At 70.8% G+C, this 24,891-nt stretch carries 29 protein-coding genes, 1 tRNA gene and 1 pseudogene; 12 read left to right on the forward strand and 19 right to left on the reverse strand.

Annotated elements, in window-relative coordinates; translation table 11 throughout:
* Positions 1–59 precede the first annotated feature (59 nt).
* Entirely contained in the window at positions 60–932 is an 873-nt protein-coding gene (locus AB0J93_RS13485; RefSeq protein ID WP_363921558.1) for a hypothetical protein, read from the reverse strand.
* Positions 933–1,039: 107 nt separating this feature from the next.
* Positions 1,040–1,609 (reverse strand): hypothetical protein, encoded by a 570-nt coding sequence (locus AB0J93_RS13490; RefSeq protein WP_363921427.1) that lies wholly within the window; start codon positions 1,607–1,609, stop codon positions 1,040–1,042.
* Positions 1,610–2,299: 690 nt separating this feature from the next.
* Between AB0J93_RS13490 and AB0J93_RS13495 the strand changes: the two genes are divergently transcribed.
* The gene (locus AB0J93_RS13495; RefSeq protein ID WP_363921560.1) at positions 2,300–2,998 is read left to right on the forward strand and encodes an A24 family peptidase; all 699 of its coding nucleotides are present in this window, start codon (positions 2,300–2,302) and stop codon (positions 2,996–2,998) included.
* A gap of 57 nt (positions 2,999–3,055) precedes the next feature.
* Positions 3,056–5,428 (forward strand): glycosyl hydrolase family 65 protein, encoded by a 2,373-nt coding sequence (locus AB0J93_RS13500; RefSeq protein WP_363921429.1) that lies wholly within the window; start codon positions 3,056–3,058, stop codon positions 5,426–5,428.
* Between the two features lie 11 nt (positions 5,429–5,439).
* Here the strand turns inward: AB0J93_RS13500 and AB0J93_RS13505 are convergent, their stop codons facing one another.
* Entirely contained in the window at positions 5,440–5,925 is a 486-nt protein-coding gene (locus tag AB0J93_RS13505; protein ID WP_363921431.1) for a hypothetical protein, read from the reverse strand.
* A gap of 143 nt (positions 5,926–6,068) precedes the next feature.
* Positions 6,069–6,782 carry a DUF4386 domain-containing protein gene (locus tag AB0J93_RS13510; protein WP_363921433.1) on the reverse strand — a complete coding sequence of 238 codons (714 nt, stop codon included), beginning with the start codon at positions 6,780–6,782 and terminating at the stop codon, positions 6,069–6,071.
* 95 nt (positions 6,783–6,877) lie between these two features.
* Between AB0J93_RS13510 and AB0J93_RS13515 the strand changes: the two genes are divergently transcribed.
* A complete protein-coding gene (locus tag AB0J93_RS13515) occupies positions 6,878–7,597 on the forward strand; it encodes a TetR/AcrR family transcriptional regulator C-terminal domain-containing protein (protein WP_363921435.1) in 720 nt (239 codons plus the stop codon).
* Here AB0J93_RS13515 and AB0J93_RS13520 read toward each other — a convergent pair.
* Positions 7,518–8,501 carry an AraC family transcriptional regulator gene (locus tag AB0J93_RS13520; protein ID WP_363921437.1) on the reverse strand — a complete coding sequence of 328 codons (984 nt, stop codon included), beginning with the start codon at positions 8,499–8,501 and terminating at the stop codon, positions 7,518–7,520. The genes AB0J93_RS13515 and AB0J93_RS13520 overlap by 80 nt on opposite strands.
* 146 nt (positions 8,502–8,647) lie before the next feature.
* On the opposite strand from AB0J93_RS13520, the gene AB0J93_RS13525 reads away from it, so the two are divergent.
* Positions 8,648–9,469 (forward strand): NAD(P)H-binding protein, encoded by an 822-nt coding sequence (locus AB0J93_RS13525; protein WP_363921439.1) that lies wholly within the window; start codon positions 8,648–8,650, stop codon positions 9,467–9,469.
* Positions 9,466–9,912 (forward strand): DUF4345 domain-containing protein, encoded by a 447-nt coding sequence (locus AB0J93_RS13530; protein ID WP_363921441.1) that lies wholly within the window; start codon positions 9,466–9,468, stop codon positions 9,910–9,912. The genes AB0J93_RS13525 and AB0J93_RS13530 overlap by 4 nt, the downstream gene beginning before the upstream one ends.
* Here the strand turns inward: AB0J93_RS13530 and AB0J93_RS13535 are convergent.
* Positions 9,893–10,663 carry a hypothetical protein gene (locus tag AB0J93_RS13535; protein ID WP_363921443.1) on the reverse strand — a complete coding sequence of 257 codons (771 nt, stop codon included), beginning with the start codon at positions 10,661–10,663 and terminating at the stop codon, positions 9,893–9,895. The two genes, AB0J93_RS13530 and AB0J93_RS13535, sit on opposite strands and share 20 nt — an antisense overlap.
* 140 nt (positions 10,664–10,803) lie before the next feature.
* On the opposite strand from AB0J93_RS13535, the gene AB0J93_RS13540 reads away from it, so the two are divergent.
* Positions 10,804–11,829 (forward strand): sodium:calcium symporter, encoded by a 1,026-nt coding sequence (locus AB0J93_RS13540; protein WP_363921445.1) that lies wholly within the window; start codon positions 10,804–10,806, stop codon positions 11,827–11,829.
* Positions 11,830–11,853: 24 nt separating this feature from the next.
* On the opposite strand, the gene AB0J93_RS13545 is transcribed toward AB0J93_RS13540, so the two are convergent.
* Genes AB0J93_RS13545 through AB0J93_RS13555 form a run of 3 tightly spaced genes read right to left on the reverse strand, consistent with a single transcriptional unit; the run spans position 11,854 to position 13,288 of the window.
* Positions 11,854–12,480, reverse strand: coding sequence for a dihydrofolate reductase family protein (locus AB0J93_RS13545; protein WP_363921447.1), 627 nt, complete (start codon positions 12,478–12,480; stop codon positions 11,854–11,856).
* Positions 12,477–12,953, reverse strand: a complete 477-nt coding sequence (locus AB0J93_RS13550) for an SRPBCC domain-containing protein (protein ID WP_363921449.1) — start codon at positions 12,951–12,953, stop codon at positions 12,477–12,479. The genes AB0J93_RS13545 and AB0J93_RS13550 overlap by 4 nt, the downstream gene beginning before the upstream one ends.
* Positions 12,950–13,288 (reverse strand): helix-turn-helix transcriptional regulator, encoded by a 339-nt coding sequence (locus AB0J93_RS13555; RefSeq protein WP_363921451.1) that lies wholly within the window; start codon positions 13,286–13,288, stop codon positions 12,950–12,952. The genes AB0J93_RS13550 and AB0J93_RS13555 overlap by 4 nt, the downstream gene beginning before the upstream one ends.
* 191 nt (positions 13,289–13,479) lie before the next feature.
* On the opposite strand from AB0J93_RS13555, the gene AB0J93_RS13560 reads away from it, so the two are divergent.
* Together AB0J93_RS13560 and AB0J93_RS13565 are read left to right on the forward strand one after the other, a co-directional pair.
* On the forward strand, positions 13,480–13,734 hold the full coding sequence (locus AB0J93_RS13560; RefSeq protein ID WP_363921562.1) for a type II toxin-antitoxin system prevent-host-death family antitoxin: 255 nt from the start codon (positions 13,480–13,482) through the stop codon (positions 13,732–13,734).
* The gene (locus tag AB0J93_RS13565) at positions 13,731–14,105 is read left to right on the forward strand and encodes a type II toxin-antitoxin system VapC family toxin (protein ID WP_363921453.1); all 375 of its coding nucleotides are present in this window, start codon (positions 13,731–13,733) and stop codon (positions 14,103–14,105) included. Before AB0J93_RS13560 ends, AB0J93_RS13565 begins: the two co-directional genes overlap by 4 nt.
* 126 nt (positions 14,106–14,231) lie before the next feature.
* Here the strand turns inward: AB0J93_RS13565 and AB0J93_RS13570 are convergent, their stop codons facing one another.
* A complete protein-coding gene (locus AB0J93_RS13570; RefSeq protein WP_363921455.1) occupies positions 14,232–15,404 on the reverse strand; it encodes a hypothetical protein in 1,173 nt (390 codons plus the stop codon).
* Positions 15,401–16,375 (reverse strand): class I SAM-dependent methyltransferase, encoded by a 975-nt coding sequence (locus tag AB0J93_RS13575; protein WP_363921457.1) that lies wholly within the window; start codon positions 16,373–16,375, stop codon positions 15,401–15,403. The genes AB0J93_RS13570 and AB0J93_RS13575 overlap by 4 nt, the downstream gene beginning before the upstream one ends.
* A 310-nt stretch (positions 16,376–16,685) precedes the next feature.
* On the opposite strand from AB0J93_RS13575, the pseudogene AB0J93_RS13580 reads away from it, so the two are divergent.
* A pseudogene (locus AB0J93_RS13580) lies at positions 16,686–16,970 on the forward strand (tyrosine-type recombinase/integrase); the annotation flags it as partial.
* A gap of 32 nt (positions 16,971–17,002) precedes the next feature.
* Here AB0J93_RS13580 and AB0J93_RS13585 read toward each other — a convergent pair.
* From AB0J93_RS13585 to AB0J93_RS13595, 3 genes are all read right to left on the reverse strand, one after another.
* Positions 17,003–17,260, reverse strand: coding sequence for a Txe/YoeB family addiction module toxin (locus AB0J93_RS13585; protein ID WP_363921459.1), 258 nt, complete (start codon positions 17,258–17,260; stop codon positions 17,003–17,005).
* The gene (locus tag AB0J93_RS13590; protein ID WP_204026165.1) at positions 17,257–17,532 is read right to left on the reverse strand and encodes a type II toxin-antitoxin system prevent-host-death family antitoxin; all 276 of its coding nucleotides are present in this window, start codon (positions 17,530–17,532) and stop codon (positions 17,257–17,259) included. The genes AB0J93_RS13585 and AB0J93_RS13590 overlap by 4 nt, the downstream gene beginning before the upstream one ends.
* Positions 17,533–17,670: 138 nt before the next feature.
* Positions 17,671–17,742, reverse strand: a tRNA-Lys gene (locus AB0J93_RS13595).
* 196 nt (positions 17,743–17,938) lie between these two features.
* Here AB0J93_RS13595 and AB0J93_RS13600 point away from each other — a divergent pair.
* A complete protein-coding gene (locus tag AB0J93_RS13600; RefSeq protein ID WP_363921462.1) occupies positions 17,939–18,424 on the forward strand; it encodes an anthrone oxygenase family protein in 486 nt (161 codons plus the stop codon).
* A gap of 132 nt (positions 18,425–18,556) precedes the next feature.
* Positions 18,557–19,606 (forward strand): NAD-dependent epimerase/dehydratase family protein, encoded by a 1,050-nt coding sequence (locus AB0J93_RS13605; protein ID WP_363921464.1) that lies wholly within the window; start codon positions 18,557–18,559, stop codon positions 19,604–19,606.
* An 87-nt stretch (positions 19,607–19,693) separates the two neighbouring features.
* Here the strand turns inward: AB0J93_RS13605 and AB0J93_RS13610 are convergent, their stop codons facing one another.
* The 5 genes from AB0J93_RS13610 to AB0J93_RS13630 form a co-directional block, all read right to left on the reverse strand.
* Positions 19,694–20,911, reverse strand: a complete 1,218-nt coding sequence (locus tag AB0J93_RS13610; RefSeq protein WP_363921466.1) for a hypothetical protein — start codon at positions 20,909–20,911, stop codon at positions 19,694–19,696.
* Positions 20,912–20,966: 55 nt separating this feature from the next.
* A complete protein-coding gene (locus tag AB0J93_RS13615) occupies positions 20,967–21,659 on the reverse strand; it encodes a hypothetical protein (RefSeq protein WP_363921468.1) in 693 nt (230 codons plus the stop codon).
* Positions 21,656–22,474 carry an ATP-binding cassette domain-containing protein gene (locus AB0J93_RS13620; protein ID WP_363921470.1) on the reverse strand — a complete coding sequence of 273 codons (819 nt, stop codon included), beginning with the start codon at positions 22,472–22,474 and terminating at the stop codon, positions 21,656–21,658. Before AB0J93_RS13620 ends, AB0J93_RS13615 begins: the two co-directional genes overlap by 4 nt.
* Positions 22,471–22,809, reverse strand: coding sequence for a PadR family transcriptional regulator (locus AB0J93_RS13625; protein ID WP_363921472.1), 339 nt, complete (start codon positions 22,807–22,809; stop codon positions 22,471–22,473). Before AB0J93_RS13625 ends, AB0J93_RS13620 begins: the two co-directional genes overlap by 4 nt.
* Positions 22,810–22,891: 82 nt before the next feature.
* Positions 22,892–23,611 carry a PP2C family serine/threonine-protein phosphatase gene (locus AB0J93_RS13630; protein WP_363921474.1) on the reverse strand — a complete coding sequence of 240 codons (720 nt, stop codon included), beginning with the start codon at positions 23,609–23,611 and terminating at the stop codon, positions 22,892–22,894.
* A 62-nt stretch (positions 23,612–23,673) separates the two neighbouring features.
* Between AB0J93_RS13630 and AB0J93_RS13635 the strand changes: the two genes are divergently transcribed.
* A complete protein-coding gene (locus tag AB0J93_RS13635; protein ID WP_363921476.1) occupies positions 23,674–24,849 on the forward strand; it encodes a LuxR C-terminal-related transcriptional regulator in 1,176 nt (391 codons plus the stop codon).
* Positions 24,850–24,891: the final 42 nt, after the last annotated feature.

Consider the following 24,891-nt stretch of genomic DNA (forward strand, 5'->3'; position numbering starts at 1 on the left):
ACCAGTCACACCTTTCGTTCGCGACTGCGGGGCTCGCAGGATCGGCTCACTCCTCGCGCTCACCGGGTCACCACCTGTAGCTCGTTGATCTGGATGCCGACCGGGCCGGTGGTGCGGGTGACACCGCCGATGCTCCCGCTGTCGCCCCCGCTGCTGGTCCACGTCACCGACCAGTGCGTGGTCGCCCGGACCGTGTACGTCCCGGCCTCCGGGTAGCCGCTGTGGTAGCCGCAGTCGGGGGAGGGCTGACCGGCGTACGCACCTCGGGGGTCGTACGGGGTGCCGGGGCCGGTGCAGGTGACCTCGTCGCCGTTGCCCATGTCCCAGACCACCCGGTCGACCTCGGCCAGGATGGTCACGGTCAGGCCGCGGTCCGTGGCGTCGGCGCTCAACGGGCCGAACTGGTTGGCGCCCCGTTCGGCCCACATCCAGACCGGCAGACCCACCAGCCCGGGGCCGACGGACTTGCGGGGCGCGACCGCTGCCCGGGGCGCGAGCAGGGTGATCGAGGCGAACGCCCGCCGGGCCAGTTCCTCCGGGTCCGGCGGCGCGCCGAAGCCCTGCGGTGGCGCGTCCAGCAGCACTGTCCGCTGGTCACCGACCGCCCCGCCGTAGCAGGTGCGCACGTACCACTGCTGACCCTCGGGCGCCTCCGGCTGCGGCTCGGCCAGCTTGTAGTAGCAGCCGTCGCCGCTGTTGAACCAGCCGAGCACGTCGTCGTAGCAGGGGATGGTGCGGCCCTCCCACTGGCAGACGCCTCCGCCGCCCCCGCCGCCGTTGTCGCCGCCGCTGCCGTTGTCCCCACCGTTGCCGCCGCCACCGGGGGTGCCCGGGTCGTCGTCCCAGACGTTGCAGTTCGGTTGGGCCGGCGGGCATTCGGCACCGGGGTCGGCGGCGTTCGCCGGAACCGCGCCGGTGCTCGCCAGCAGCATGGCCAGCGCCCCGCCGAGCAGCGCCCGCCGGAAGGCGGCGGTACGTGCGGCCGGTCGGCGTCGGTGGCCGGCCTGCCGCTCGTGGCCGCGACTGGCGCTGCGCCCGGTCAGCACGGTTGGTCCTGGTGCGCCGCGCCGGTGCTGATCCGCCAGCGACCGTCGGGATAACGGGTCGCCGTGGCGGTGGCCAGGTGGCGGGAGCCGCGGGTGCCCGGTACGACCTTGTCGTCGACGATGTAGATCAGCCGGTAGTTGCTGGCGTCGACGCAGTCCTGGATCTCCACTGTGGGGGGTGTGGCGGCCAGGTCCATCGAGATGACGGTGGGTCCTTCGGAGCGCAGGGTGCCGGCGCTTACCGCGCCGTTCTGGCGGGCCTGCCGCAGGCTGAACCGGACCCTGGTCAGCAGCGGGTCAGCGAGGAACCGGGTCAGCGCCGGCTCCTGTGGGTCGCTGCGCCGGCTCGCCGTGCGGGACGCCGCGAGGTAGCCGGAGTAGGCCGCCAGCGCCGCCTTCTCCGCAGTAGCCTCCTCGGCGGCCTGCTCGGCGCCGGCTGGTCTGTTCCGTTCGGGTGTCGCGGTGGTGGACGCCTCCTGGGTGCTGCCGCAGGCGGTGCTCGTGCCGACCGTGGCCACCGCGACCAGGCCGGCCGTCCAGCGGCTCAGCTGCCGTGCTCGCACCTCGTGCCCTCCTCGGTGCCGACCGGCGGACGCCGTCCCCAGCGTCTCCGGGCGTGCGGCGGCGCGACCGGACGAATCGCTCCGGCCCTGTTCCGTACGCAGCCGCATTTACTGTTATGGATCTCCTACGAAATGCACTCGCCTGGCTGCTCGTCGGTGGTGGACGTGGGTTGCGTCACATCCAAGGGGCGAGCATAGGCTGACGCCGGCCGATGCAACAGAGGCAATTCACTCGAACACTCTGAGTTATGAATGGTGGTGGCGCCGCATGGTTACCGGAAGGTTGCCGGCGTTGATCGACCCGGTGTGTGGCCCGGGCAGGTGTGGGCGGCGAGGCGGGCGATCCCACCGTTGGGCGGGCGCCCGACAGGCCGGTCGCAATGAGGCGGGAAATGGCAATCGGTCCGATCCGTCCCCGGTGAAAATGGTGCCAATAGGCCGCCGATTGCCGCCGATGGGAATTCCATCTGCCCGTTACGGGCATTCGAACCGACGCTCGGACGGCGGGGCGACAGGCGGCGTCGGGTATTCGGACCGCCACCCGAACCGACCGGACACACTACCCTCCGTGATGGGGTGGTCCGCGTGACCCGGCAACCTGCTCCGCCGGCACCGTCGGACCGAGCGGCCGAGCGGAGTGATCCACCGTCCGGGCACACCACTCGGTCGTGGCCGCACGCCTCGGCGGTACTGTCGATCACCCCACTGCTCCGGTACGCCGTCGCTCGGCACGCCGTACCGTCGGGAACCGTCCGCCGGACCGGCTGCGACGCCTGCGGCGCGCCGATCGGCCCGCACCGTCCCTGGCCGGCGCTCGGCCCGACCGCCCGCTGCGGCGGCTGCGGTTCCCGGGTCGGTGCTCCGCCGGCCACCGTCGAACTGGCCGCCCTGGCAGCCGTGGCCGCGCTGCTGCTGAGCCACCCACCCGCCGTCGAGTTGGCCACCGCCGGGTGGTGGTTGGCCTTCGCGCTGCCGTTGCTCTTCATCGACGTCGCGGTGCACCGACTGCCGGACCGGCTGACCTGGCCGGCCACCGCCGGCACCTGGCTGTTGCTCGGGCTGGCCGCGCTGACCGGTGCCGGCCCGACACCATGGCTGCGCGCCGTCGCCGCCGGGCTCGGGTTGGCACTCTTCTTCGCCACCACCACCCTGCTGCTCGGTGCGCGGGGCTTCGGCATCGGCGACGCCAAGCTCGCGCTGAGCGCGGGTGCCCTCCTGGGCTGGTACGGCTGGAGTGTGCCGGTGCTCGGTCTGCTGCTCGCGCTGACCCTGTCCGGGCTGGTCGCTCTGGGCCTGCTGGTAAGCCGCCGGGCCCGCTGGTCGAGTCACCTGCCGTTCGGGCCGTACCTGGTGCTCGGCACGCTCGGCGCGTTGCTGCTGGTGTGGTGAACCGGCCGGTGGGGAATTGTCAGCCCGCAGGGACCGTCGGAGAGTCCTGGAGGCACTGTGCACCCCACCCCTGAGCAGCAGACGGACGAGCCGCAGCCCGACGAGCGGTGGCGGATCCGGCGGATCCGGGACGACCTGGACCGGCTCGGCGAGACCGAGTCGGTCTTCGCGTTGAGCAACGGATGGCTGGGCTGGCGCGGCACCCTCGACGAGGGCGAGCCGGTCGACATGCCGGGCAGCTACCTCAACGGGTTGCACGAACGCCGTGAGCTGACCTACCCCGAGGACGGGTACGCCTTTCCGCAGCTCAGCGACACCGTGATCAGCCCGCCGAACGCCACGCTGGTGCGGCTCTGGGTCGGTGACGAGCCGCTCGACCTGCGCACCGGCACCGTGCTCGCCCACGAGCAGGTGCTCGACCTGCGCGCCGGGGTGATCGAACGGCTCACCGAATGGATCTCGCCGACCGGCGACGGGGTGCGGGTACGCAGCACCCGACTGGTGTCGCTGTCCCGCCGCCGGGTCGCCGCCGTCGACTGGGCGGTGGAACCCCTGGACGGGCCGGTCGACCTGCGGATCTGCGCGGACCTGCTGGCCAACGAGCATGTCCCCGAGCGGGCCGACGACCCCCGGGCCGCCTCGCTGATTTCGGACCCGTTGACCGCCGAGTTGCACCGCGTCGACGGCACCGACGCGCTGTTGGTGCACCGTACCGAGCGCAGCGAGCAGCGGGTCGCCGTCGCGGTCGCCCATCGAACGGTGGCACCGGCACACGTCACCACCGACGCCGACGCCACGCCGGATCGGATCCGGTTGACCCTCACCGGGTCACTGCGACCCGGCGAGCGGGTGCGGCTGACCAAGTACGCGGCGTACGAGTGGGCACCCGTCGCCGATTCGTCCGCCGAGGAACTGGCGGCACAGGTGACGGCCGAGGCGGACGCGGCGCGTACGGTCGGCTTCGACGACCTGCGCACCGAACAGCGGACCGCCCTGGACGACGCCTGGCGTACCGCCGACGTGCTGCTCGACGGCGACGACGAGTTGCAGCTGGCGATCCGGTTCGCCATGTTTCACCTGATCCAGGCGGGCCGCGCCGACGGCGACCGGACCATCCCCGCCAAGGGGCTGACCGGCAACGGCTACGACGGGCACGTGCTCTGGGACACCGAGGGATACGTGCTGCCGGTGCTGACCTACATCGCGCCGGCCGTGGCCCGGTCGGCGCTGCGCTGGCGGCACGCGCACCTGCCGCAGGCGTTCGACCGCGCGGCGGAACTGCGGCTCACCGGTGCCACCTTCCCCTGGCGGACCATCAGCGGCCGGGAGTGCTCCGGCTACTGGCCGGCCGGCACCGCCGGGCTGCACGTCAACGCCGACATCGCCGACGCGGTCCTGCGCTACGTCGCGGCCACCGGCGACGAGGACTTCCTGACCGGCCCCGGGCTGGACCTGCTGGTGGCCACCGCCCGGTTGTGGCACGGCTTCGGGCACTTCACCGACGACGGCAGCTTCCATATCGTCGGTGTCACCGGTCCGGACGAGTACGCCGCGCTTGTCGACGACAACCTGTTCACCAACCTGATGGCGCGGCGGAACCTGCGCGGCGCGGCCGACGCCGTCGAGCGGCATCCGGAGGCGGCCGCGCGGTTGGGCGTGGACCCGTCCGAGGTGGCCGGTTGGCGGGCCGCCGCCGAGGCGATGACCATGCCGTACGACCCCAAGCGCGGGGTGCACCAGCAGGCCGCCGGGTTCACCGACCGGCCGGAGTGGAACTTCGCCGACACCGGCGACTATCCGCTGCTGCTGCACTATCCCTACCTGGAGCTGTACCGGCATCAGGTGGTCAAGCAGGCCGACCTGGTGCTGGCGATGCTGCGCTGCCCGGGCGAGTTCACCGCCGAGGAGAAGGCCGCCAACTTCGCCTACTACGAGGCCCGGACGGTCCGGGACTCGTCGCTGTCCGCCGCCCCACAGGGGGTGCTCGCCGCCGAGCTGGGCCACCTCGACCTGGCGTACGACCTGTTCGCCGAGTCGGTGCTCCAGGACCTGGAGGATCTCGGCGACAAGACGGGCGACGGGCTGCACCTGGCCTCGCTGGGCGGGGCCTGGCTAACGTTGGTGCAGGGCTTCGGCGGCCTGCGCGACGACCGGGAACTGTTGTCGTTCGACCCGAGGCTGCCCGACCGGATCGACCGGCTCGCGTTCAGCCTGCTCTGGCACGGCCACCGGCTGCACGTCACGCTTACCGCTGACGAGGCCCGCTACGCGCTGCCGGACGCCGACGCCGACGTGGCGATCGAGCTGTGGCACCACGGCGAGCGGCTGCGGGTGACCGCCGACCGCCCGGCCACCCGACCCATGCCCCCACTACCCGACCTCGGCCCCGAACCACCATCCCCACCCGGCCGTCGCCCGGCCCGCCGCTGACCGCATGGGTGTCAGTGGACCGGCTCACCCTGGTCACCGTGGACCGGGCCGCCGGACATCCGCTGCCGGACGGCCGCCAGGTCCTCGAAGGCGTACGCCCAGTTGTGGCACTTGAAGCTGCGCAGCCCCTCGATCGGTGACCGGCAGTCGGCGCAGCGTACGCCGGGGATGGCGGCGGGCAGGCCGGTGTTGACGTAGCGGCGGTCACCGAGGATCACCGTCGCGATCATCATCGGGTCGTGCACGCCCTTCAGAGCCGAGGCGACGATGTCGTACCAGGTGATCCGGCGACCGCACTTCGGGCAGTCCGGCTGGTCGCCGCTTACCCACAGCGGCGCGCCGATGGTCCGGGACGGCATGTTGAGCAGCTTCTCGATCCGCCGTACGTCGGACTCCGGCGTGGTCCAGCGGTGCCGGCCGGGCAGTGCGGCGGGCGAGTCGTAGACGGCTTGGAACAGGGCGGGGTCGACCTCGACGGTTTCGCGTTCGCTTGTCATCGGCGTCCTCCGGACTTCTCGGCGCCCCCACCGTGGTCACCGGCGGGTGGCGGGCACAACCGGATCAACGACACGGCGGGACGGCCGGCCCCGGTCAGGGCGTACCCGGGTGGGAACGACCCGAACCGGGCCGGCCGGGGCGGTCAGGCTGGTGACGCGGCGAGCGGCGTGGTCGGCGTCGTTCGCGGCGTCTCGGTGAGTGCCCGCTTCCGGACGCCGAAGATGACCAGGTAGCCGAGAATCCAGAGTTCGCCCACGGTGGCGGGGACCACCAGCAGATCGGCGGCGATCCCGGCGCCGGGGGCGAGGTACCTGACGAAGGTCATCAGCACGTAGCCGACACCACCGGTGACGAGGATCCAGCCGAGGACCCGGGGCAGCCAACCCGAACGCAGCACGCACCAGCCCATCGGCATCAGCCAGAGGCCGAAGAAGAGCCCGCCCACCGCCCACAGGTTCTCGCTGACGAGGTACAGCAACTGGACCGTGTCGGCGGCTCCGCCGGCTCCGTCGGTGGCCACCCCGAGCGCGGTCCCGAGCATGGCGGCGCTGCCGAGGATGGCGACGGCGTTGACGATGCCGAAGGCGGCGATGCTGCCGGCGGCGGTGCTGTCGATGGCGCGGAACAGCCGGTAGAACCAGACGGCGGCAAGCGTCTGGGTGAGCACGACGAGCAGTTCGAATGTCACCCCGATACGCGCCAACGACTCGTTGGCGACCAGGTTGGCGAGGGTCGCGTCGGCGTCGCCGGCCTCGAAGATCATGGGTCGGATGGTGAGGAAGCCCAGTGCGCCCGCGATGCCGAGCCCAAGGTAGAAAAGCCCGGTCGTCCGGGCGGTGCGGATCAGTGGATGCATGGTGGCTCCTTCGGTTGCGGCAGCTGTGACGACGAGATCAGCCTTACGTCGTAAGGCAACCATACGTTGTAAGGTCAAGGGAAGATGGGAGCCGCATGGGAGCGAGAAAACGCCGGGAGCCGCTGAGCCGTGACCGGGCGCTGGTCGCCGCTATCGCGCTTGTGGACGCGGAGGGGATGGCGGCGCTGACGATGCGCCGGCTCGCCGCCGACCTCGGCGTCGAGGCGATGTCGCTCTACCACCACCTGCCCGGCAAGGAAGGGCTGCTCGACGGCCTCGTCGATGCCGTGGTCGCCGAGATCGTCACGGCCGCCGACCGGGCCGAGACGGAGGCGGCCGGCGGAAACTGGCGTACCCGGCTACGGCTACGTTTCCTCGCCGCGCGTACGGTCATGCTGCGGCACCCGTGGGCGCCCGCCCTGCTCAGCTCCCGCCCGACCATTCCCGGCGGCGTGTACGGCTATTACGAAGGCATCCTCGCCATCCTGATCGACGGCGGCTTCTCGTACCGGATCGCCCACCGGGCGCTGCACGCGTTCGGCAGCCTGGCCCTCGGCTTCGCCCAGGAGGTCTTCCAGCCCAGTGCGGGTGAGGAGGTCGACGCCGAAGCGGCGGAGGCGGAGCTGGCCGAGCTGTCCGCACAGCTGCCCCACCTGGCGGCGATGGTGGCCGCCGAGCTGCACGACGCCACCGACCCCACCCTGGGCTGGTGTGACAGTCAGACCGAGTTCGAGTTCACCCTCGATCTGCTCTTCGACGGTCTGGAACAGGCTCGCGGCGCAGCCGGCCCGGCGGCACCCCGTACGCCCGCTTGAAGGCACGACAGAACGCCGCCTCCGACTGGTAGCCGAACCGCCGCGCCACCACCGGCAGCGGTTCGTCGGTGCGGCCGAGATGATCGTGGGCGAGTTGCAGTCGCCACGCGGCCACATACCGCATGACAGGTTCGCCGACCAGTGCCGTGAAGCGTGCGGCGAACGCCGACCGGGACAGGCCCGCCTCCCGGGCCAGGTCGATCACGCTCCAGTCCCGCTCGGGCGTGCGGTGCAGCGCGGTGAGCGCCTGCCCGATCTGCGGGTCGCGCAGCGCCGCCAGCCAGCCCTGGCGCGCCTCGGGTGCGGCGTCCAACCAGGCTCGGATCGTCTGGATGACCAGGACGTCCGCCAGCCGGGTGAGCATCGTCTCGCCGCCCGGACGCAACGCCTGCGCCTCCCTGGCCACGAACCGGAGCGTGCTGTGCAGCCACCCCGTCTCGTCGTCGAACCGGTCCAGGTGCAGCACGGTCGGCAGTTGGGCGACCATCCGTTGCGCCGCGACGTGGTCCAGCCGCAGCACCGCGTACGTGACCTGGGTCAGCTCGCCGCCACCGCCGTACCGCATGATCTCGTAACGCTCGCTGAGCCGCTGCACCGGAATCGAGAAGAGTGGCTCGGTCGACGCCTGCGGATCACTGCGGAAGCGGTGCGGAATGCCGTGCGGGATCAACGTCAGACTGCCCGGCCCGACCAGGCGCGGTTCGACGCCGTCCGCCTCGAGCCAGCACCGCCCAGCCGTGACCACCTGCAACGTCATGCAACCGGGCAGGGCCGGCACCGCCACCCCCCACGGTGCGGTCAGCTCGGCGCGACAGTACAGCGTGCCGGTGAGCCGGAGGAGATGCAGTGTCTCGCCGAGCGGATCACTGGGTGCCGCGACCTCGCAGGCCGGTGTCGTCCACATCGCTCAAGGCTCGCGCAGATGTGCTGATCGTCCAAGAGGCTGGACGCTGGGCAAAGAAACGCGGCAGAACGATCATTGTTCGCCCATCAGTTCCCGATCAGGCTGGGTTGGCAACGGAAGCAAACTTCTCCGGAACGGAGCCACCCATGTCCCGACCGTCAGTACTCGTCACGGGCGCGACCGGCAAGACCGGCCGACGTGTCGCCGACCGCCTCACCCGCCTCGGACATCCGGTGCGGCAGGCTTCCCGCCGCGGCGAGCAGCCCTTCGACTGGGCGAGGCCGGAGACGTGGTCGGCTGCGCTGCGCGGCACCGACGTCGCGTACCTGTGCTACTTCCCGGACCTCGCCGCGCCGCAGGCGCCCGACGTCGTCGAGGCGTTCACCGCCGCCGCGCGAAAGGCGGGCGTGTACCGGCTGGTGCTGCTGTCGGGTCGTGGGGAGGCGGGTGCACGGCGCTGTGAGGCGATCGTCGCCGGCTCCGGGCTCGGGTACACCATCGTGCGGGCCAGTTGGTTCGCGCAGAACTTCACCGAGGGGCAGCTCGCGCAGGCGGTCCACGACGGCCTGCTCGCGCTGCCGGCGGGCCAGGTCGCCGAGCCGTTCGTCGACGTGGACGACGTCGCCGACGTCGCCGTCGCCGCGCTCACCGACGACCGGCACGACGGGCGGGCGTACGAGGTCACCGGCCCCCGCCTGCTGACCTTCGACCAGGCGGCAGCGGAGATCGCCGAGGCCACCGGTAGGGAGGTGCGCTACCTGCCGGTCACCGCCGAGCAGTTCCACGACGGCCTGGTCGGACAGGTCGGGCCGGATCACGCCCGGCTGCTCACCGACCTCTGTGTGGAGGTCTTCGACGGGCGCAACGCCAGCCTCGGCGACGGCGTCCAACAGGCACTCGACCGGCAACCGGCTGATTTCACCGATGTCTGCCGCCAGGCCGCCGCTGCCCGGACGTGGCAGCGGTGAGCGGCCGGAACACACCTGCCGGAGCACCGCCCGTCCCTCGACCCGGAAGGGTCGGTCTGACCGTCGCCGGGCTGGTCGCGATCGTCATCGGTGGGGCGTTGTTGACCGTGCCGGCGACGTTCCACGCCGGAAACGGCATCGAGTACGCGGGCAACAGCAGCCTGCTCAGCGAAGCCCGCGCCGCCGGAGGGTCGCTGCTGGCCACCGGCGTGCTCGTCACGCTCGGCGGGTACGTCCGACGGCTGACCTTCACCGCCGCCCTGGTCGGTGCCGTGGTCTACCTGGCCTACGGCCTGTCCCGGCTGCTCAGCATGGCGCTCGACGGGCCACCGGCCACCGGCCTCGTTGCCGCCATGGTGGTCGAGTTGATCCTCGGCGCGGTCTGCGGCCGGCTCGTCCTGCGGTACGACCGACAGCCCGTGCTCATTGGAACAGCCCGGTGATGGCATCTTGCAGCCGGATGATGTCGGTGATCGTGTACCGGCCCTCGCCCGGCCCGGGGTCGGTGCCCAGCGGTGGCTGCTGATGCCCGGAGGCCAGGGCCCGGACCTGGTTGGCGGGGTCGGGCAGGTAGGTGAGCCCGACCACCCCGAACCGGGCCTGGCCACGGTCGCGGGCGGCGGCCCGGCCGGACAACTCGCCAAACGTCGGCGGCCGGTCGAAACGGCCGGCGTAGAACTCGATGATCGGGTACTCGTTGCCGCCCGCGACCTCGCGTACGAACGCTGCGTGGAAGCTCGCCTCCACCTGGATGGACACCACGTCTCCGGGGCGCAGCAGCGTCGGCGTCCCGGGCCGGCGTGGCCGGCGCGTCAGCGGTGGCGGCGGCGCGGCCAGGAAGTCCTTGATGGCCGGAGACTGCCGGGCGAAGGCGTCGGAGAGCACGACGTCGCGGTTGAGTGAGTCGATGGCGGCCGACGCGTGGGCCGTGACAGCCTCGTCGACGAGGCCGTACCGGTGCAGCAGAACCGCCATCGCCACCCAGCCACGGTGCCGGGTCGCCGCAGCGGTGTCGTCGGCGTCGAGCAGGCACCCCCAGCGGGTGAGCATCGGTGGAACGACCCGTCGCGCCAGCTCGCGGTGATCCTCCGGTACGGCCACCAGCTGCCAGCCCACCCACCGGGCCAGATCCTCGTTCAGCGCGCGGACGAGGACCGGTGCGGCGAGCTTGTCCAGGATCTGCTGATGCCTCACGCCGAGCGAGTCTGGCAGACCTCCGCACCCGTCACCGACGCGTCGACCGCAGACCAGGACCTGACCTGCTGCTGCGCAAAATCCCGCCAGATGGGTACGGGGGAAGGCATGGCTCTCGAACAACCTTCAGGCGACCTCTCGTGATCACCGGTACCTGGCCGCTACTACCCAGCGTGGTCGCGTTGGTCGCCGCCCTCGCGGCGATCCTGTCCGCCGGCCGGGCGTTGGTCCGGACGGCCGACGAACTGGCCGACCGGACCGGGATGGGCGAGGCGGTGGCCGGCGCCCTTCTGCTCGGCGCGGTGACCTCGTTGCCCGGCATCGCCACCACGATCATCGGGTCGGTTCGGCAGGACGCCGAGTTCGCGCTCGCCAACCCGATCGGTGGCATCGCGGTGCAGACGGTGTGGCTGGCCATCGCCGACCTGCTGTACCGCCGTTCGAACATCGAGCACGCGGCGGCCTCCCTGGAGAACGTCCTACAGGCGGTCGTACTGGTGGCGCTGCTCTGCCTGCCCGTGGTGGCGTACGCCACGCCTGAGCTCACCGTGCTCTGGGTGCACCCGGCGAGCCTGCTGATCCCCGTCATCTACCTGTACGGCCTGGTGCTGCTGCGCAGGCTCCGCCGGGAGCCGATGTGGTTCGCTCGGCGCACCACCGACACCCGTCAGGACGTGCCGGCTGCCGAGACGTCGGGACTGAGCCTCCGCCGGTTGTGGTTCCGGCTGTCCGCGCTGGCGGCCGTCGTGGCAGCCACCGGCTACCTGATCGGCCAGGGCGGGCTCGGTGTGGTGGCCGCCTCGGGTCTGCCCAGCGGTTTCGTGGGTTTCACCCTCACCACGGCGATCACCTCGCTGCCTGAGCTGATCACTCTCATCGCGGCGATCCGCATCGGGGCGCTGACCCTCGGCATCGGCAACATCCTCGGCGGCAACGCCTTCGACTCTCTGATGATCTTCCTTGCCGACGCCGCCTACCGGCCCGGCTCGATCTACTCCGAGGCGAACCTGTCGGGTCTGCTGTTCACCGGCATGACCACGCTGATGACGGCCACGCTTACCGCCGGGCTGCTGATCAGGGAACGCCGGGGCATCGGCTTCGAAGGGGCCGCCATCCCGATCATCTACCTGGCCACCGTTGCCCTCCTGCTGATCCGCCCCGGCTGAGGGCAGCGATCCCGCTCCTCCGTGCTAGACGAACGCCGTGACGCCGTCGTACTCCGCCACGGGCGCAGCGCCGACTTGCGCGTACTCGACAAGCAGCAGACCGTTCGGCGTCGCCTCGTGGCGCACGAGTCGCAGGCCGACGGGTGCGCTCGGGTGGTCCAGCAGGCGCCGTCCGGAACCCGCCACGGTGGGAGCGACGACCAGCCGGAGCGTGTCGACGAGACCGGCCGCCAACAGGGCCTTGCCGAGTCGAGCACTCCCGTGGATCTGGAGTTCCCGTCCCGGCTGCGCCCGCAGCTTCCCGACGGTCTCGATCGGGTCGCCGTGCAGCAGCGTCACGGGACGCCAACTTCCCTCGGTGAGGGTGTTGGTGACGACGTACTTCGGTAACGAGTTCATCCGTTCGGTGAACGGGTCGTTCGGGTCGGTGATCTGCGGCCAGTCACGAGCGAACGCCTGGTAGGTCCGTCGCCCCAGCAGCAGACCGTCGGCAAGATCAAGCCATTCGGAGGTGCGCTGGACGAAGAGCGAGTCCAGGTAGGGCACGAGCCAGCCGCCCCGGGTGAAGCCGCCACTCGAATCCTCGGTCGGCGAGCCGGGGCCCTGGCTGACCCCGTCGAGGGTCACGAACTCGGTCAGGGCGATCTTCATCGGGCCTCCTCGCTTTCGGCGAATTCGGCGAGCTGGGCGGTCACCGAGCCCCAGCCGTCGGCGAAGCCGAGTTCCTCGTGCCGGGCACGAGCGGCGGGATCACCGTGGCGGACGATGACCCGATAGTCCGTGCCGTGGGGATGATCGTTGAGAGCGACCTCGGCGGTCATGGCGACCGGGACCGGGCTCGCGGGCCGCCAGGCGCTGTCGACCGCATTGGTGAACACGATCCGCTCGTACTCGTCGACGACGAGGAAGGTCGCGTCCATGTGCGGGACGAACTCCCCGCCGTCGTCGCTCAGCCGGGTCACGAACCCGCCGCCGGGCCGGACGTCCAAGCGGTCGACACGGCAGAGAGCGGGGGCCGGAACCCACCACCTCGCCAGCCGGGATCGATCGGTCCACGCCCTCCACACCGTGGCGCGAGGCGCGCGGATGACCCGCTCCACGGTCAGGTCCAGGTCGGAATTCACTGTTGATGCTCCTCAGGGTCGGTGACGAAGAGTTCGAGGCGATCGGTGCGCTCTTCCCAGATCCGGCGCTGCTCGGCGAGCCAGTGGTCGATGACGGCGAGGCGCTCACGGTTGAGCACACAGGTGCGTACCCGACCGACCTTGGCCGTCTGGATCAGCCCACTGGACTCAAGGACCCGTACGTGCTTCATGAACGAGGGAAGCGTCATCGGGAACTGGCTGGCGAGTTCACCGACGGTCGTCGGACCACGGCCGAGGCGGCGGAGGACCCCGCGTCTCGTCGGGTCGGCGAGGGCCCCGAACACACCGTCGAGCTGCGCCGAATACTGAGCCATGTGGCTAAGTATTCCTCACGACAACGCTTAGCGCAACGGCTAAGTATCTAGGTGTGCGCGGGGCGCCCGCACCGCGCCAGGTGGAGAATCTGCGCGCTGCGCGGGCGACCCCGGCCCTGAGCGGCCAAGGCCGCTGATGCATGCGGCCAAGCAGGCTAAACTAATCCCTTAGCTAAGCGAGGAGGTTGCGCCTGTCGGCTGAGGCGGTGCATTACAACATGCATGATGCCAAGACCCACCTGTCGCGCATCATTGAACGGGTGGAACGCGGCGAGGAGATCATCATCGACCGGGCGGGCACCCCGGTGGCGAAGGTCGTACCGCTGGTCCGGCGGGCCAACCGCACCGCAGTCGGCTCCCTCGCCGGCCAACTGGACCTTTCCGGTGACTGGGACTCACCACAGACCAACGTTGAGATTGCCGACGACTTCGGCATCGGCGCATGAACCTGCTGCTGGACACTCACGTCGCGCTCTGGGCCATCACCGGCGACCCGACCCTCGGCACCGAGTTGCTCGACCGACTACGCCACGAGCCGGACATCTTCCTTTCCCCGGTCACCCTGTGGGAGATCACCATCAAACAAAGTGCCGGGAAACTCGCCGGACCCCCTGACCTTGCCGACCGGGTAAGAGACATGGGCTTCCGAGAACTCCCGGTGACCCACGCCCACGCCATCGCCGCCAACCGCCTGCCATCGCATCACCGCGACCCCTTCGACCGCATGCTGGTGGCGCAGGCAATCACCGAAGGGCTGACCCTCGCCTCCCGCGACGCGTCGATAGCGCTGTACGACGTGGACGTCCTCAAGGTGTGACCGGACAGCTCGGTCCACGCCTGATACCCGCGAAAGGCCAAGGCCCAACTCGCCCACCGGCCGCCCCTCCGATCCGAGCGGCGCCGCGGCTGTCCGCGCCGATCCGATCACGAGTCGCTGTTACGACTACCGCTGCGAACCCTGTCCCCCCTCGGCGTTCCGTTTCCGGGACCAGAAGATCGTCGCGCCCAGCAGGCCGGCAGCCAGCAGGGTCACCCCGGAGACGGTCACCGCCTTCGTCTGCCCGCTCACGTCCGGCAGCAGGAAGGCGGCGATGTCCAGCATGAACGCCGCGGACGCGACCACGGTGAGCGCGGCGGCGACCCGATTGAGCCGCCCGTCCAGCTGTTCGCTGCGCAGTGAGGACTCGGCGAGCAGCGAGGCGTTCACGTGGGTGAGCAGCTTCTCCGCACGCTCGTGCGTACCGTCGAGCCCGATGGTCTCACGGGCGGCGATGTAGGTGGCGCGGTGGTCCTGGCCCGACTCGACGCGGTAGGCGTCGAGTCGGTGGTAGTCGGCCCAGACACTGTCGAGGAAACGACGAAACTCTGGTCCCTCGAGCCGTCCAGGGGTCGCTCGGGCCAGTTCGGTCAGGATCCGGAGCCCGCCGACGCTGGCGCCGACCAGCACCGACTGCTGAGCGACGGTGATATCGGCGGGTTCGAGCATCGTCAGGATGTCGTTGATACGTTCCGGGGACGGGTCATCGTCCCAGGTGTAGGTGTAGGGCAGCAGGATCTGGCAGCGGGGGCCCAGCACCAGTTTCGGCACCCGACAATCTGGTTCCCAGGCGGGCTCGCGGGCGATGAAATGGCAGTTGTATCGAACGGCGCGGGGGTCGACCTCCGTCCATTCGGAGGCCGCGGCGCCACCGGGCGGTACCACCAGGTGTCCGAGAAGCCCGGACTGCTGCGCGCCGGCCAGCACGTCCCCCAGCAACGCTCGGTCGGCTTCGCGGAGCCTGCGGTTGATCGTCGCGTCCAGCGCGGCCAAATCGTGCGCGTCGAGCTTTCGGAGATCGGTCGGGTGGAGCAGGGCGTACGCTACGAATACGGCACCGGCGGCGAGGACCCGGATCCGACAGCTGACGATCGTTGCCTCGGGCAGACTGACCGTGGCCCGGACGATGTCCGTGAGATCGACCTCGAGCGTTTCCTCGGAGTTGTAGGCCATCGAAGCGAGCGTTCCCGGGACGGGGTGAAGCTCGCCCCCTCCCGGGAGCACCACCCGCTTCACCGTACGGTCGAGCGTGTAGTGCAGGGGGTAGGCCCTGGTCTGGATGTGCAGCACATCGGTCATAGCCTGGCCACCGCCACATGCTCCGGGATCAGCTCGGTCTCGGGTACGACGACCTCACCGAGGTACCGGCGCTGGAGGTCCTCGGGACTGTGGTTGTCCACCGGGCTGCCCACGATCGTCGAGAGATCACTGGTCGTCAGGTAGGTAGCGTCCTCGGGCACCGACCGCTTCCGGAACCACCGGCGTTGCGCCGACAGCACCGGATGGTCCACGGTGGACAACGGCCAGTAGCTGACCATCGTCAGGGTGTCCGGTCCCGCCGAGACTCCCAGTCCGATGACCGCCCTGGCGCCATCCGGCGGCAGATAGAAGATCAGCCCCTCGGCCACGTACGCGATGGGCCGCCCGGCGGCGAACTGCCGGATGCGGTCCAGGAGACGACGACGTGCCTCCGGGTCGTTGAGATCCGCCGCGACGTGCTCGACGTCTCGTTGATCGAGCACCCCGGCTGCGCGCAGCTCGGCGGCTCGTCGCCGCTTGTTCGCCACGATGTTGGGCAGGTCGACCTCCATCGCCGCGGCGAACGGCAGCAGCCATGGGTACGAGGAGAAGCCGGCGCCGCACACCACCAGTACCGTGTCGCTGCGCTTCTCTAAGGCATGCGTCAGGGTTTCCAGGATGATGCGGCCACGCAAAGACACCACCAGGTCGTCGTAGGGGTACACCGATTCGGCGAACTCGTCCCACATGTCCCGAACCGCGCCGCGTTGCTCGTCTGAAATCCACTCCCTCGCCAGCGGATCGGCCGCGAGATCCTCCCGTCGTGCTCGTGATTCGTTGACTAGGTAGGCGGTAAGTCCGACATCGTTGTGCACGTCCACATAGAACCATGAATCGGCAACATGACAGTTGCCTGCGACGCAGGCGCTCTTGCACTCGATCATGCCGCCCGACTGAGCATCCCCCGTGTACGTCGATCCGATGACCTGTTCCTCCGCCATCCGGCCAGCGGCACGGAGCCGCTGCCGCACCGCACTCCGCCGACTCAGTTTCGTGTGTGACGACCCCCGTCGGGGGATGCGGACTCAACCTGTCGACCACTGTCAGCCGGTGCTGGCTCACGTCGTCGAGTAGGTGTCGGGCGTCGCCGGTTCACGTTGGCGTCCGACGCGCGTCAATGCTCCCGCTGCCGCCTTGCTGCCTCGCTGTCTGCCGCTGACGGCGACCCATCGGTTCGGGCTTCAGATGATCGAGGGTGCCAAGTAGCGTGAACGAGTGCTGGGCCGCCGCCGTGCCGCCCAGACCGCCGTCCGGGACACCGCTGGCCCTGCCTGGCAGCCTTCCGACCTGATCTTCACCACCCGCTACGGGCGGCCGGTCGAGCCACGCAACTTCAACCGCTTCTGGGACCGCCGCTGTGACGCGGCCGGAGTCCGGCGGATCACCGTGCGGGACGCCCGGCGTACCTGCGCCTCGCTCCTGGCGGACCTGGACGTGCATCCCCGGGTGGCGATGCAGATCCTCCGGCACGCGCAGTTCGCCATCACCATGGAGATCTACACGGCGGTGTCGTCGGCGGTCACCCGCGACGCGCTCAAGCGGCTCGGTCAGACGCTCGACCGATGACCACCGGGCGCTGCTGGTGCCACACCGACTTGCTATCGGTCGCCGTAGTGGTAGCGGCAGGCCACGATCTCGACGTCGTCCTTGGTGATCCGGTGCACCAGCCGGTGTTCGCGATCGATCCGGCGGGACCAGAAGCCGGACAGCTCACCCCGTAAGGGCTCCGGCTTGCCGATGCCCTCGTATCCGTTGCGCATCACGTCCGCGATCAGGTCGTTGATGCGCCTGACCAGCTTGCGGTCGGTGTGGCTGAGGTACTGGCTCCAGGCTGTCGCGGTGAAGACCAGCCTCACGCGACGTCCCGCGCGGTGTCCGGGTCGGTCAGCTCCCGCTCGGCCGTGTCGCCCTGCTCAAGCTCGGCGATCGACCGGCGTAGGGCTGCGGCGTTGCTGGGGCTGCGCAGGAGGTACTCGGTTTCCTTCATCGACTCGTACTCGGCGAGCGACACGATCACCACCGGCTCGTGGCCAGACCGGGTCACCACCACTTCCTCGGCGTCGTCGATGACGCTGTCGAGTTCGGCGGCCAGGTTCTGGCGTAGCTGGGTGAAGTTCACGGTCCGCATGACCACCTCCAGGGCAAGTACAGAAAACTGTACCTCAGATGGCGTGCCTTGCTCCTGGTCGATGCCGTACGTGGCTGCCGTACGAGCCACGCTGACAAGACAGGGGCCCCCATAAAGGGCCGTTGAGCTGCAACAGAGTGGGCCGCCAGGGACTCGAACCCTGAACCTATGGATTAAAAGTCCACAGCTCTGCCATTGAGCTAGCGGCCCGCGCCGCTCAGGTTACCGGACACCGACGGGGGCGGGCTCGCGGCTTCCGGCCCGCCGTCGATGTGTGACGGCGTGGCTCCCGTCAGGTACGGGTGGACGTCGGCTGGCAGGATCGGCTGGCCGACGCGCGGACCTCGTCGTTGGCCCGGCTGTCCCGCGTCCTGCTGGGCTGCCCCGACGTCCTGGAGGTGCCGCAATGTCGGAGCCGATCCGCCTCGCCGTCCTGGCCGGGGCCACGCTGACCACCGGGCTGGTGGCGGGGCTGTTCTTCGCGTACGCCTGCTCGGTGATGCCGGGGCTGGCCGCGACCGACGGCCGGACCCTGGTCGGCACCATGCAGTCGATCAATCGGAAGATCATCAACGGCTGGTTCCTGTCGGCGTTTCTCGGTGGGCCGTTGCTCGTGGTGGTGGCCGTCGTCGGCTATCTCGGCACCGGCGGTGCGGTGCTCGGCTGGCTCATCGCCGCGCTGGTCGGCCATGTGATCACGCTCGGCGTCACGGGCCGGTGCAACGTGCCGCTCAACAACCGGTTGGAAGCTGCCGGGCCGGTCGACGGGATCGACGACCTGGCGGGGGTACGGCAGTGGTTCGAGACGCCCTGGGTGCGGTGGAACCTGATCCGCACGGTCAGCTCGGTCACCGCCTTCGCCTGCCTGATCGGCGCACTGCTCGCCCGCTGACCCCGGCCTGACCCGGCCGCAGGCGGCCAGCGCGACTCAGCCCTGCTGCAGCCGCGGCCCGGCGCCGCGAGCGCGCGGTCGGCGTCTCGGCGGGGGGTGCTTGGAAAGCGGCTGACCGGGTACGGACCGGGCATGCGGATCGTGGTCGTGGGAGCGAGCGGGAACGTCGGTTCGGCGGTGCTGCGCCGGTTGCGGCGCGAGCGCGACGTGGAGATCGTCGGGGTGGCGCGGCGGTTGCCGCCCGCCGGGGCGGGTGAGCCGTACGAGGCGGTGCGGTGGCACTCCTGCGACATCGGCCTGGCCGGCGCGGCGGACGAGCTGACCGGTGTCTTCGCCGGTGCCGATGCGGTGGTGCACCTGGCCTGGCAGATCCAGCCCAGCCACGATCAGCACGTGTTACGCCGTACCAATGTCGGCGGCAGCCGGGCGGTGGTCGATGCGGTGCTGCGCGCCCGGGTGCCGGCCCTGGTGTACGCCTCGTCGGTCGGCACCTACGCACCCGGCCCGAAGGACGTGCCGGTCAGCGAGCGCTGGCCGGCCACCGGGGTGCCCGGGTCGTCGTACAGCCGGGACAAGGCGGCGGTGGAGGAGATGCTCGACGGGATCGAGCGGAGCCATCCGGCGCTCCGCCTGGTCCGGATGCGTCCTGGGTTGATCTTTCAGCGGGAGGCCGGCACCGAGATCAGCCGCTACTTTCTCGGCCCGCTGGCACCGGTGCGGCTGCTGCGGTTCGGCCGGCTGCCGCTGGTGCCGACCAACCGGCGGTTGCGGATGCAGGTGGTGCATGCCGACGACGTGGCTGACGCGTACGCCCGAGCGGTCATGGGCGACGTCCGCGGCGCCTTCAACGTCGCTGCGGACCCGGTGCTGACTCCTGAGCTGGTGGCCCGGCATTTTCACGGCTGGACGGTGCCGGTGGCCGCCCCGGTGCTGCGGGCCGCCGCGGCGCTCACCTGGCGGGCGCGGCTGCAACCGGTCGACGCCGGCTGGGTCGAGTTGGCCCTCAACGTGCCGCTGATGTCCAGCGAGCGGGCCGAGAGCGAGCTTGGCTGGCACCCGAGCGTCGACGCGGTCACCGCGCTGCGGGAACTCTTCGCCGGCATGGCCGAGCGCGCCCGTACCGCCAGCCCACCCCTCTCCATCGCACCCAGCTTTCCGGCGGGCCAGGGCAACCCCTACTGACCCCGCCTCCGCCGCTGACCAAGAGCTTTGAGTCGAAAACCAACTCGGCGGTGACGCAAACTCTTGATCAACCGAAATGATCGACGGTCAGCGGACGGTGGAGGCGGTGAAGGTGGGCTTGCCGGAGCCCTGGAAGAAGATGCCGGGGTGGGTCTGGAAGCCGTGGCTGGGGTTGCGGCGCAGGGTCGAGTTCTCGATCCGCAGCGTGCCGGTGCGGTCGTTGCTGACGAAGAAGATCGCCCCACCGCCCTCACGGGCGTCGTTGTCCTCGACGACCGTGCCGGCGACGCGTACGGAGAACTTGTTGCCGTCGCAGTAGATCGCCCCGCCGCTGCCGCCGCCAGGCGTGCCGGAGCGGGCCGGGTTGGCGCCCTCGCCGACCGCCTCGTTGTCCCGCAGCACGCTGTTGAGGACCACCCAGGATACGCCGATGCTGCTCAACGCGCCGCCGTTGGCGCAGGAGCCACCGGTGAACGTGCTGTTGACCACGTACACCGGCTGGTCGTCGTGCTGGTCGAGGACCCGGATCGCGGCGCCGCCCAGGTCCGGGCCGGTGCGGTCGCAGCGGTTGTCGACGAAGCGTGAGTTGACCACCTTGAACCGGCCACCCCGGACGAAGATCGCCCCACCGCCGCCGCCGTCGGTGCGCTGGCCGGTGGAGTCGCCGTCGGCGAAGGTGAGGTTCTGCACGGTCAGTTGCGGGTGATCCTGGTCGTCGCAGTGTGAGGTGGTCCAGCCCTGCAACGCGTCGCAGGTGTTCATGTAGAGGATGCGCCGCTTACCCTGCCCGCTGAGGGTGACCTTGCCGCCACCGTCGAGCACCACCTGCGGACCGTTGGCGTTGCGTACCTTGGCGGTGGCGGTCATCCGGATGGTCACCGGGTCGGGTCCGCAGTCGAAGGTGATGATCCCACCGGCCGCGACCGCCCGGATGACGGCGGCCGAGGTGCAGCTGTCGGCGGTGCCGTTGCCGACGGTACGGGTCGGCTTCGACGTGTCGACCGCCTGCCCGGCCGTCGGTACGGTCACCCGTCCGGTCGGGTTGCCGGTGTCGCGTGCGCCCCGGGACGCGCGGGGCGGGGTGGGGCTGGCACTGGCGTCCGGGCTGCTGCCCAAGCCGGTCTCAGCCGCCGGGGTGGCCTGCGCGCCCGGTGCCTGCCCCGGCCCGCTCGGCGCCGGGGAAGTGCCGCTCACCGGGGCCTGCGCGCCACGCGGGTCGGCGCTCGGCACGGACGGGCTGCACGCGGTCAACATGGCGATGGCGACGCCGAACGCGACCGTGGCGGTGGAGGATCTGAGGCGCACCCCGTGATGCTAGGTCCTGTGTCAACGAACCCGGGTCCCGCCGTGGGCCGAAGGATCAGGCTATCGGCACGTGGTGCAGGTGTCGCCGCCGCCGCAGCCGGACGGCGAAGACGCCGGCCACCGTCACGATCAGCAGCAGGGTGACCACCAGCCCGTGCAGAAAACCGCGGGTCAGGTAAGCGTCGTCGGTGTGGTCCACCGCCCAGGTGGCGATCTCCCGGCTGGACCAGAACGGCGTCAGCTTCGCCCCCGCGTCGGCCGGGTCGAGCAGCATCTGCATCGCCACCACGGTGAGCAGCAGCAGCGTGCCCTCCAGCTCGCGGGGCAGCAGGGCGCCGATCAACATGCCGAACGGTGCGGCCACGGCCACGCAGCAGAGCATCGCCACGGCGATCCCGCCGTACCGCAGGTTGTTCGCGTCGACGACGGTGAGTAGGAAGAACGGCACCGAGATCGCCAGTCCGAGCCCCCACAGGCCGAGCATCCGACCGATGTAGAGGTGGTGCGGGCGGTAGCCGGCGAGTCGGAGCCGGGGCTCCAGTTCGCGGGCCGCGCTGGTGGCGAAGAGCGCCGCGGTGCTTACCGCCCAGCTGATGCCGAGCAGCAGCGCGCGGACGGACTGCCCGACGTAGGAGTCGCGCCGGATCAGCCAGAAGGTCAACGGCATCAACAGCAGGAGCAGGAGTACGCCCCGGCGGCGCGCCAGCTCCCGCAGCGTCATCTCGGCCACGGTGACCAGCCGGTTCACGATCGGCCTCCCTGGTATGCGGGGGTCAGGTCGAGCACCATGTCGACCCGGTCGAGCTGGTTGAGCAGGTGGGTCACCACGACGATGGCCCGTCCCTCGTCGCGCAGCCGGGTCAGCTGGTCCCAGAGATTGACGTAGCTGCCCTGGTCGAAGCCCTGGTACGGCTCGTCGAGCAACAGCACGTCCGGCTGCGCCAGAGTGGACATGGTGAGGTTCAGTTTCTGCCGCGTGCCTCCGGAGAGGTGCCGGGCGAGCACGGCGTTCTCGGCGTCCCAGCCAAGTTGCCGGGCCGCCGCCCGGCCGGCCTGCCGGGCGGGCCCCCGTGGCACGCCCTGACCGGCACCCACCAGCACGAAATGCTCGTCGGGCAGCAGGAAGTCGGCGGTGCCGCCCTGCTGCGGGCAGTAGCCCAGCCGGCCGGAGACGGTCACCTCCCCGGCGTCCGGCGAGACCAGACCGGCGCAGATCCGCAGGAACGTGCTCTTGCCGCAGCCGTTCGCGCCGATCACGGCGGCGATCTGCCCGGCCCGTACGGTCAGCGACGCGTCGCGGAGCACCACCTGCCGGCCGTACCGCTTGGTGATACCTCGGGCGTGCAGCCGGACGGGGCCCGGACGCGGGCCGGGTGCGGTGCCGATGCTCTCCACGATGGCGGCGGCGTACGCCTGCGGCGAGCCGAAGACCAGCCACGGATCACCGCCGCCCTCGCGCAGGTGGGTGGCCGCCTCGGCGACCACGTGCCGGGCGGCGTCGCCGCTTACCCGGCGCTGGTACAGCTCGGCCGCGAACGCCCGCAGCCAGTCGTCGGCGTTCACCCGTCGACCCCCTTCGTGACGATGCCGGTCACCGGGGCCACGAACGCCAACCAGGCGTTGCCGCCGTGCCGCAGCGCCGCTCGCCCGTCGTCGGTGAGTTGGTAGTACTTGCGGGCCGGGCCGGAACCGCCCTCCCGCCAGCGCGCGGTGACCAGCCCGGTGCGTTGCAGTCGCAACAGCACCGGGTAGAGCGTGCCGCCCTGGATCGGTCCGACGCCCGCGGCGTCGAGTGACTGGGCGAGCTGGTAGCCGTAGGACTCGCCGTCGCGCAGCAGGGCGAGCACGCAGAGGTCGAGCACTCCACGCAGCCACTGCCCCCGCCGGTCGGAATCCACCCGCCGAACCCTAGTGCCGCTATCTAGATGGCACAACTACCTAGTGCGGTACGGCGGTCCAACCGCCCGGTGCCGGCGTACCTCAGCCGGTCACGACGTCGGAGATGACCACTGTGACGTTGTCCGGCGCGCCGGCCTGGTGGGCGAGCTTCACCAACTGCTCGCCGCACTGCTGGCGGTCGGCGTGCATCCCCAACGTGGCGGCGATCGCGTCGTCGGCCACGTAGTCGGAGAGCCCGTCGCTGCACAGCAGCAGCCGGTCACCGGCGGCGAGGGTCACCGCGCCCATCGTCGGTGGCGCGTCCGCACCCTGCACCGCCCGGGTCACCAGCGAGCGCTGCGGGTGGTGGCGGGCCTGCTCGGGGGAGAGGGCGCCCTGGTCGACAAGCGCCTGCACGAAGGTGTCATCCCGGGTCAGCTGGCGCAGTTGGCCGTCGCGGAGCAGGTAGCACCGCGAGTCGCCGACCTGCGCCAGCACCAGCGTCTCCCCGGCCAGCAGGGCCGCGGTCAGCGTCGTACCCATGCCGTCGCGCGCGGGGTCGGCGGCGATCGCGGCGTGGATGCGCTGGTTGGCGGTGCTCACCACGGCGCGCAGCGCCTCGGTGGCGGCGTCCGGTGCGGTCGGCGGGACCAGCTCGTCGAGGATCCGGATGACGATCTCACTGGCCACCTCACCGGCGGGCAGCCCACCCATGCCGTCGGCCACCGCGACGAGGCGCTCGCCGGCAAGGGCGGAGTCCTCGTTGTTGGTCCGGACCAGACCGATGTCGTTGAGGATGGCCGAGCGGAGGATCAGCGTCATGGGACAAGCTTGCCAAGAAGACCCTTCCCGCGTCTCTACGCACTACTGCGTAGGGTTGAGGAATGTTGCCGGTGTCCATGGTCGGGCGCGCCGGTGAGCTGGCTGAGCTGGACCGGGCCTGGTCCAGCGTGGTCCTGGGCCGCCGCCGCTCTCCCGCTGTCGCGGTCGTCACCGGGGGACCGGGCGTGGGCAAGAGCCTGCTGGTCGCTGCCGCGCTGGACGGCTTCACCCCGCGACCGGAGGTGGTGCTCAGCGGCACCGCGCGAGTGCACAGCCCCGCACCGTACGACTGGTTGGCCGCGGTGTTGAGCGGCCGGGACACCACCCGGCTCGACCTGCCGGCCGATGCGCTGGCCTGGCTCGCCCAGCAGCCCACCGCGCCGCGCGAACGCTACGCCCCTGGCACCCTGCTCCGGCTGGCCGTACGTACCGTCCGGGTGCTGGTCGGTGCCGGGCCGGCGGTGCTGGTGGTGGAGGACCTGCACGCTCTCGACCCGGCCAGCCTCAACCTGGTCGGTGAACTGGCCACCGCCGACGGGCTGCCGGCGCTGCTGGTGGTGGCGACCAGGCCCGCCGCGCGCGCGGTCTCACCGGAACTCGCCGGCCGCACCCTGGCGCGTCTCTGCGGGGTACGCGGCGTGGTGCGCCAGCACCTCGGGCCGCTGCGTCCGGCCGAGGTCGCCGAGGTGCTGACCCAGGTGTACGCGGACCCACGCCCCGAACTGGTGCACGAGGTCTGGCGGCGCACCGCCGGCAACCCGTACGCGCTCACCGAACTGCTCGCCGCGCACTCCGGGCAGGATCCTGACGCCCTGCTGGCCCCTGCGGGCTCGCCCGCGCTGCCCGAGTCCGATCCCGCGCCGTTCCCGTCCAGTCCGGCCGTGCCCGCGTCCCGGGTTGCCGTGCCGGAGTCCCGTCCTGGCCGGTTGGCGCGCCACCGTGCCGTGCCGGCGTCCGGGTCCGCCCCCGCGCCGGCGGCCCCACCTCCGGTCTGCCTGACCGGCCGGGAGGCGGAGGTGCTCGACTGCCTGGTCGCCGGGATGTCCAACAAACAGGTGGCCCGCGCCCTCGGCATCTCGGTACGCACCGTCACCGTGCACGTCTCAAACCTGTTGCGTAAGACCGGCACCGCCTCCCGTACCGAGGTGGCGCTCTGGTCGGTCCGCCAACGCCCCACCCTGACCCAGAGCGTCGATCATGAAGGTGCTGCCCCGGCAAGCGCTTACCCACCGCAATAACTTCATGATCGACCGAGCTGGTCGGGGTATGGGGTGGGTGGG

Origin of the sequence: Micromonospora sp. NPDC049374 (assembly GCF_040677165.1) — a bacterium.
In the GTDB taxonomy this organism is placed as follows: domain Bacteria; phylum Actinomycetota; class Actinomycetes; order Mycobacteriales; family Micromonosporaceae; genus Micromonospora.

Excerpts from the sequence above, each read along its gene's own strand:
- AB0J93_RS13590 (WP_204026165.1), bottom strand. The coding sequence starts at position 17,532 with ATGCGGACCGTGAACTTCACCCAGCTACGCCAGAACCTGGCCGCCGAA.
- AB0J93_RS13630 (WP_363921474.1), bottom strand. The coding sequence starts at position 23,611 with ATGACGCTGATCCTCCGCTCGGCCATCCTCAACGACATCGGTCTGGTC.
- AB0J93_RS13515 (WP_363921435.1), top strand. The coding sequence starts at position 6,878 with ATGGGAGCGAGAAAACGCCGGGAGCCGCTGAGCCGTGACCGGGCGCTG.
- AB0J93_RS13605 (WP_363921464.1), top strand. The coding sequence starts at position 18,557 with ATGCGGATCGTGGTCGTGGGAGCGAGCGGGAACGTCGGTTCGGCGGTG.
- AB0J93_RS13555 (WP_363921451.1), bottom strand. The coding sequence starts at position 13,288 with ATGGCTCAGTATTCGGCGCAGCTCGACGGTGTGTTCGGGGCCCTCGCC.
- AB0J93_RS13520 (WP_363921437.1), bottom strand. The coding sequence starts at position 8,501 with ATGTGGACGACACCGGCCTGCGAGGTCGCGGCACCCAGTGATCCGCTC.
- AB0J93_RS13565 (WP_363921453.1), top strand. The coding sequence starts at position 13,731 with ATGAACCTGCTGCTGGACACTCACGTCGCGCTCTGGGCCATCACCGGC.
- AB0J93_RS13525 (WP_363921439.1), top strand. The coding sequence starts at position 8,648 with ATGTCCCGACCGTCAGTACTCGTCACGGGCGCGACCGGCAAGACCGGC.
- AB0J93_RS13510 (WP_363921433.1), bottom strand. The coding sequence starts at position 6,782 with ATGCATCCACTGATCCGCACCGCCCGGACGACCGGGCTTTTCTACCTT.
- AB0J93_RS13485 (WP_363921558.1), bottom strand. The coding sequence starts at position 932 with ATGCTGCTGGCGAGCACCGGCGCGGTTCCGGCGAACGCCGCCGACCCC.
- AB0J93_RS13600 (WP_363921462.1), top strand. The coding sequence starts at position 17,939 with ATGTCGGAGCCGATCCGCCTCGCCGTCCTGGCCGGGGCCACGCTGACC.
- AB0J93_RS13570 (WP_363921455.1), bottom strand. The coding sequence starts at position 15,404 with ATGACCGATGTGCTGCACATCCAGACCAGGGCCTACCCCCTGCACTAC.
- AB0J93_RS13505 (WP_363921431.1), bottom strand. The coding sequence starts at position 5,925 with ATGACAAGCGAACGCGAAACCGTCGAGGTCGACCCCGCCCTGTTCCAA.
- AB0J93_RS13545 (WP_363921447.1), bottom strand. The coding sequence starts at position 12,480 with ATGAAGATCGCCCTGACCGAGTTCGTGACCCTCGACGGGGTCAGCCAG.
- AB0J93_RS13635 (WP_363921476.1), top strand. The coding sequence starts at position 23,674 with ATGTTGCCGGTGTCCATGGTCGGGCGCGCCGGTGAGCTGGCTGAGCTG.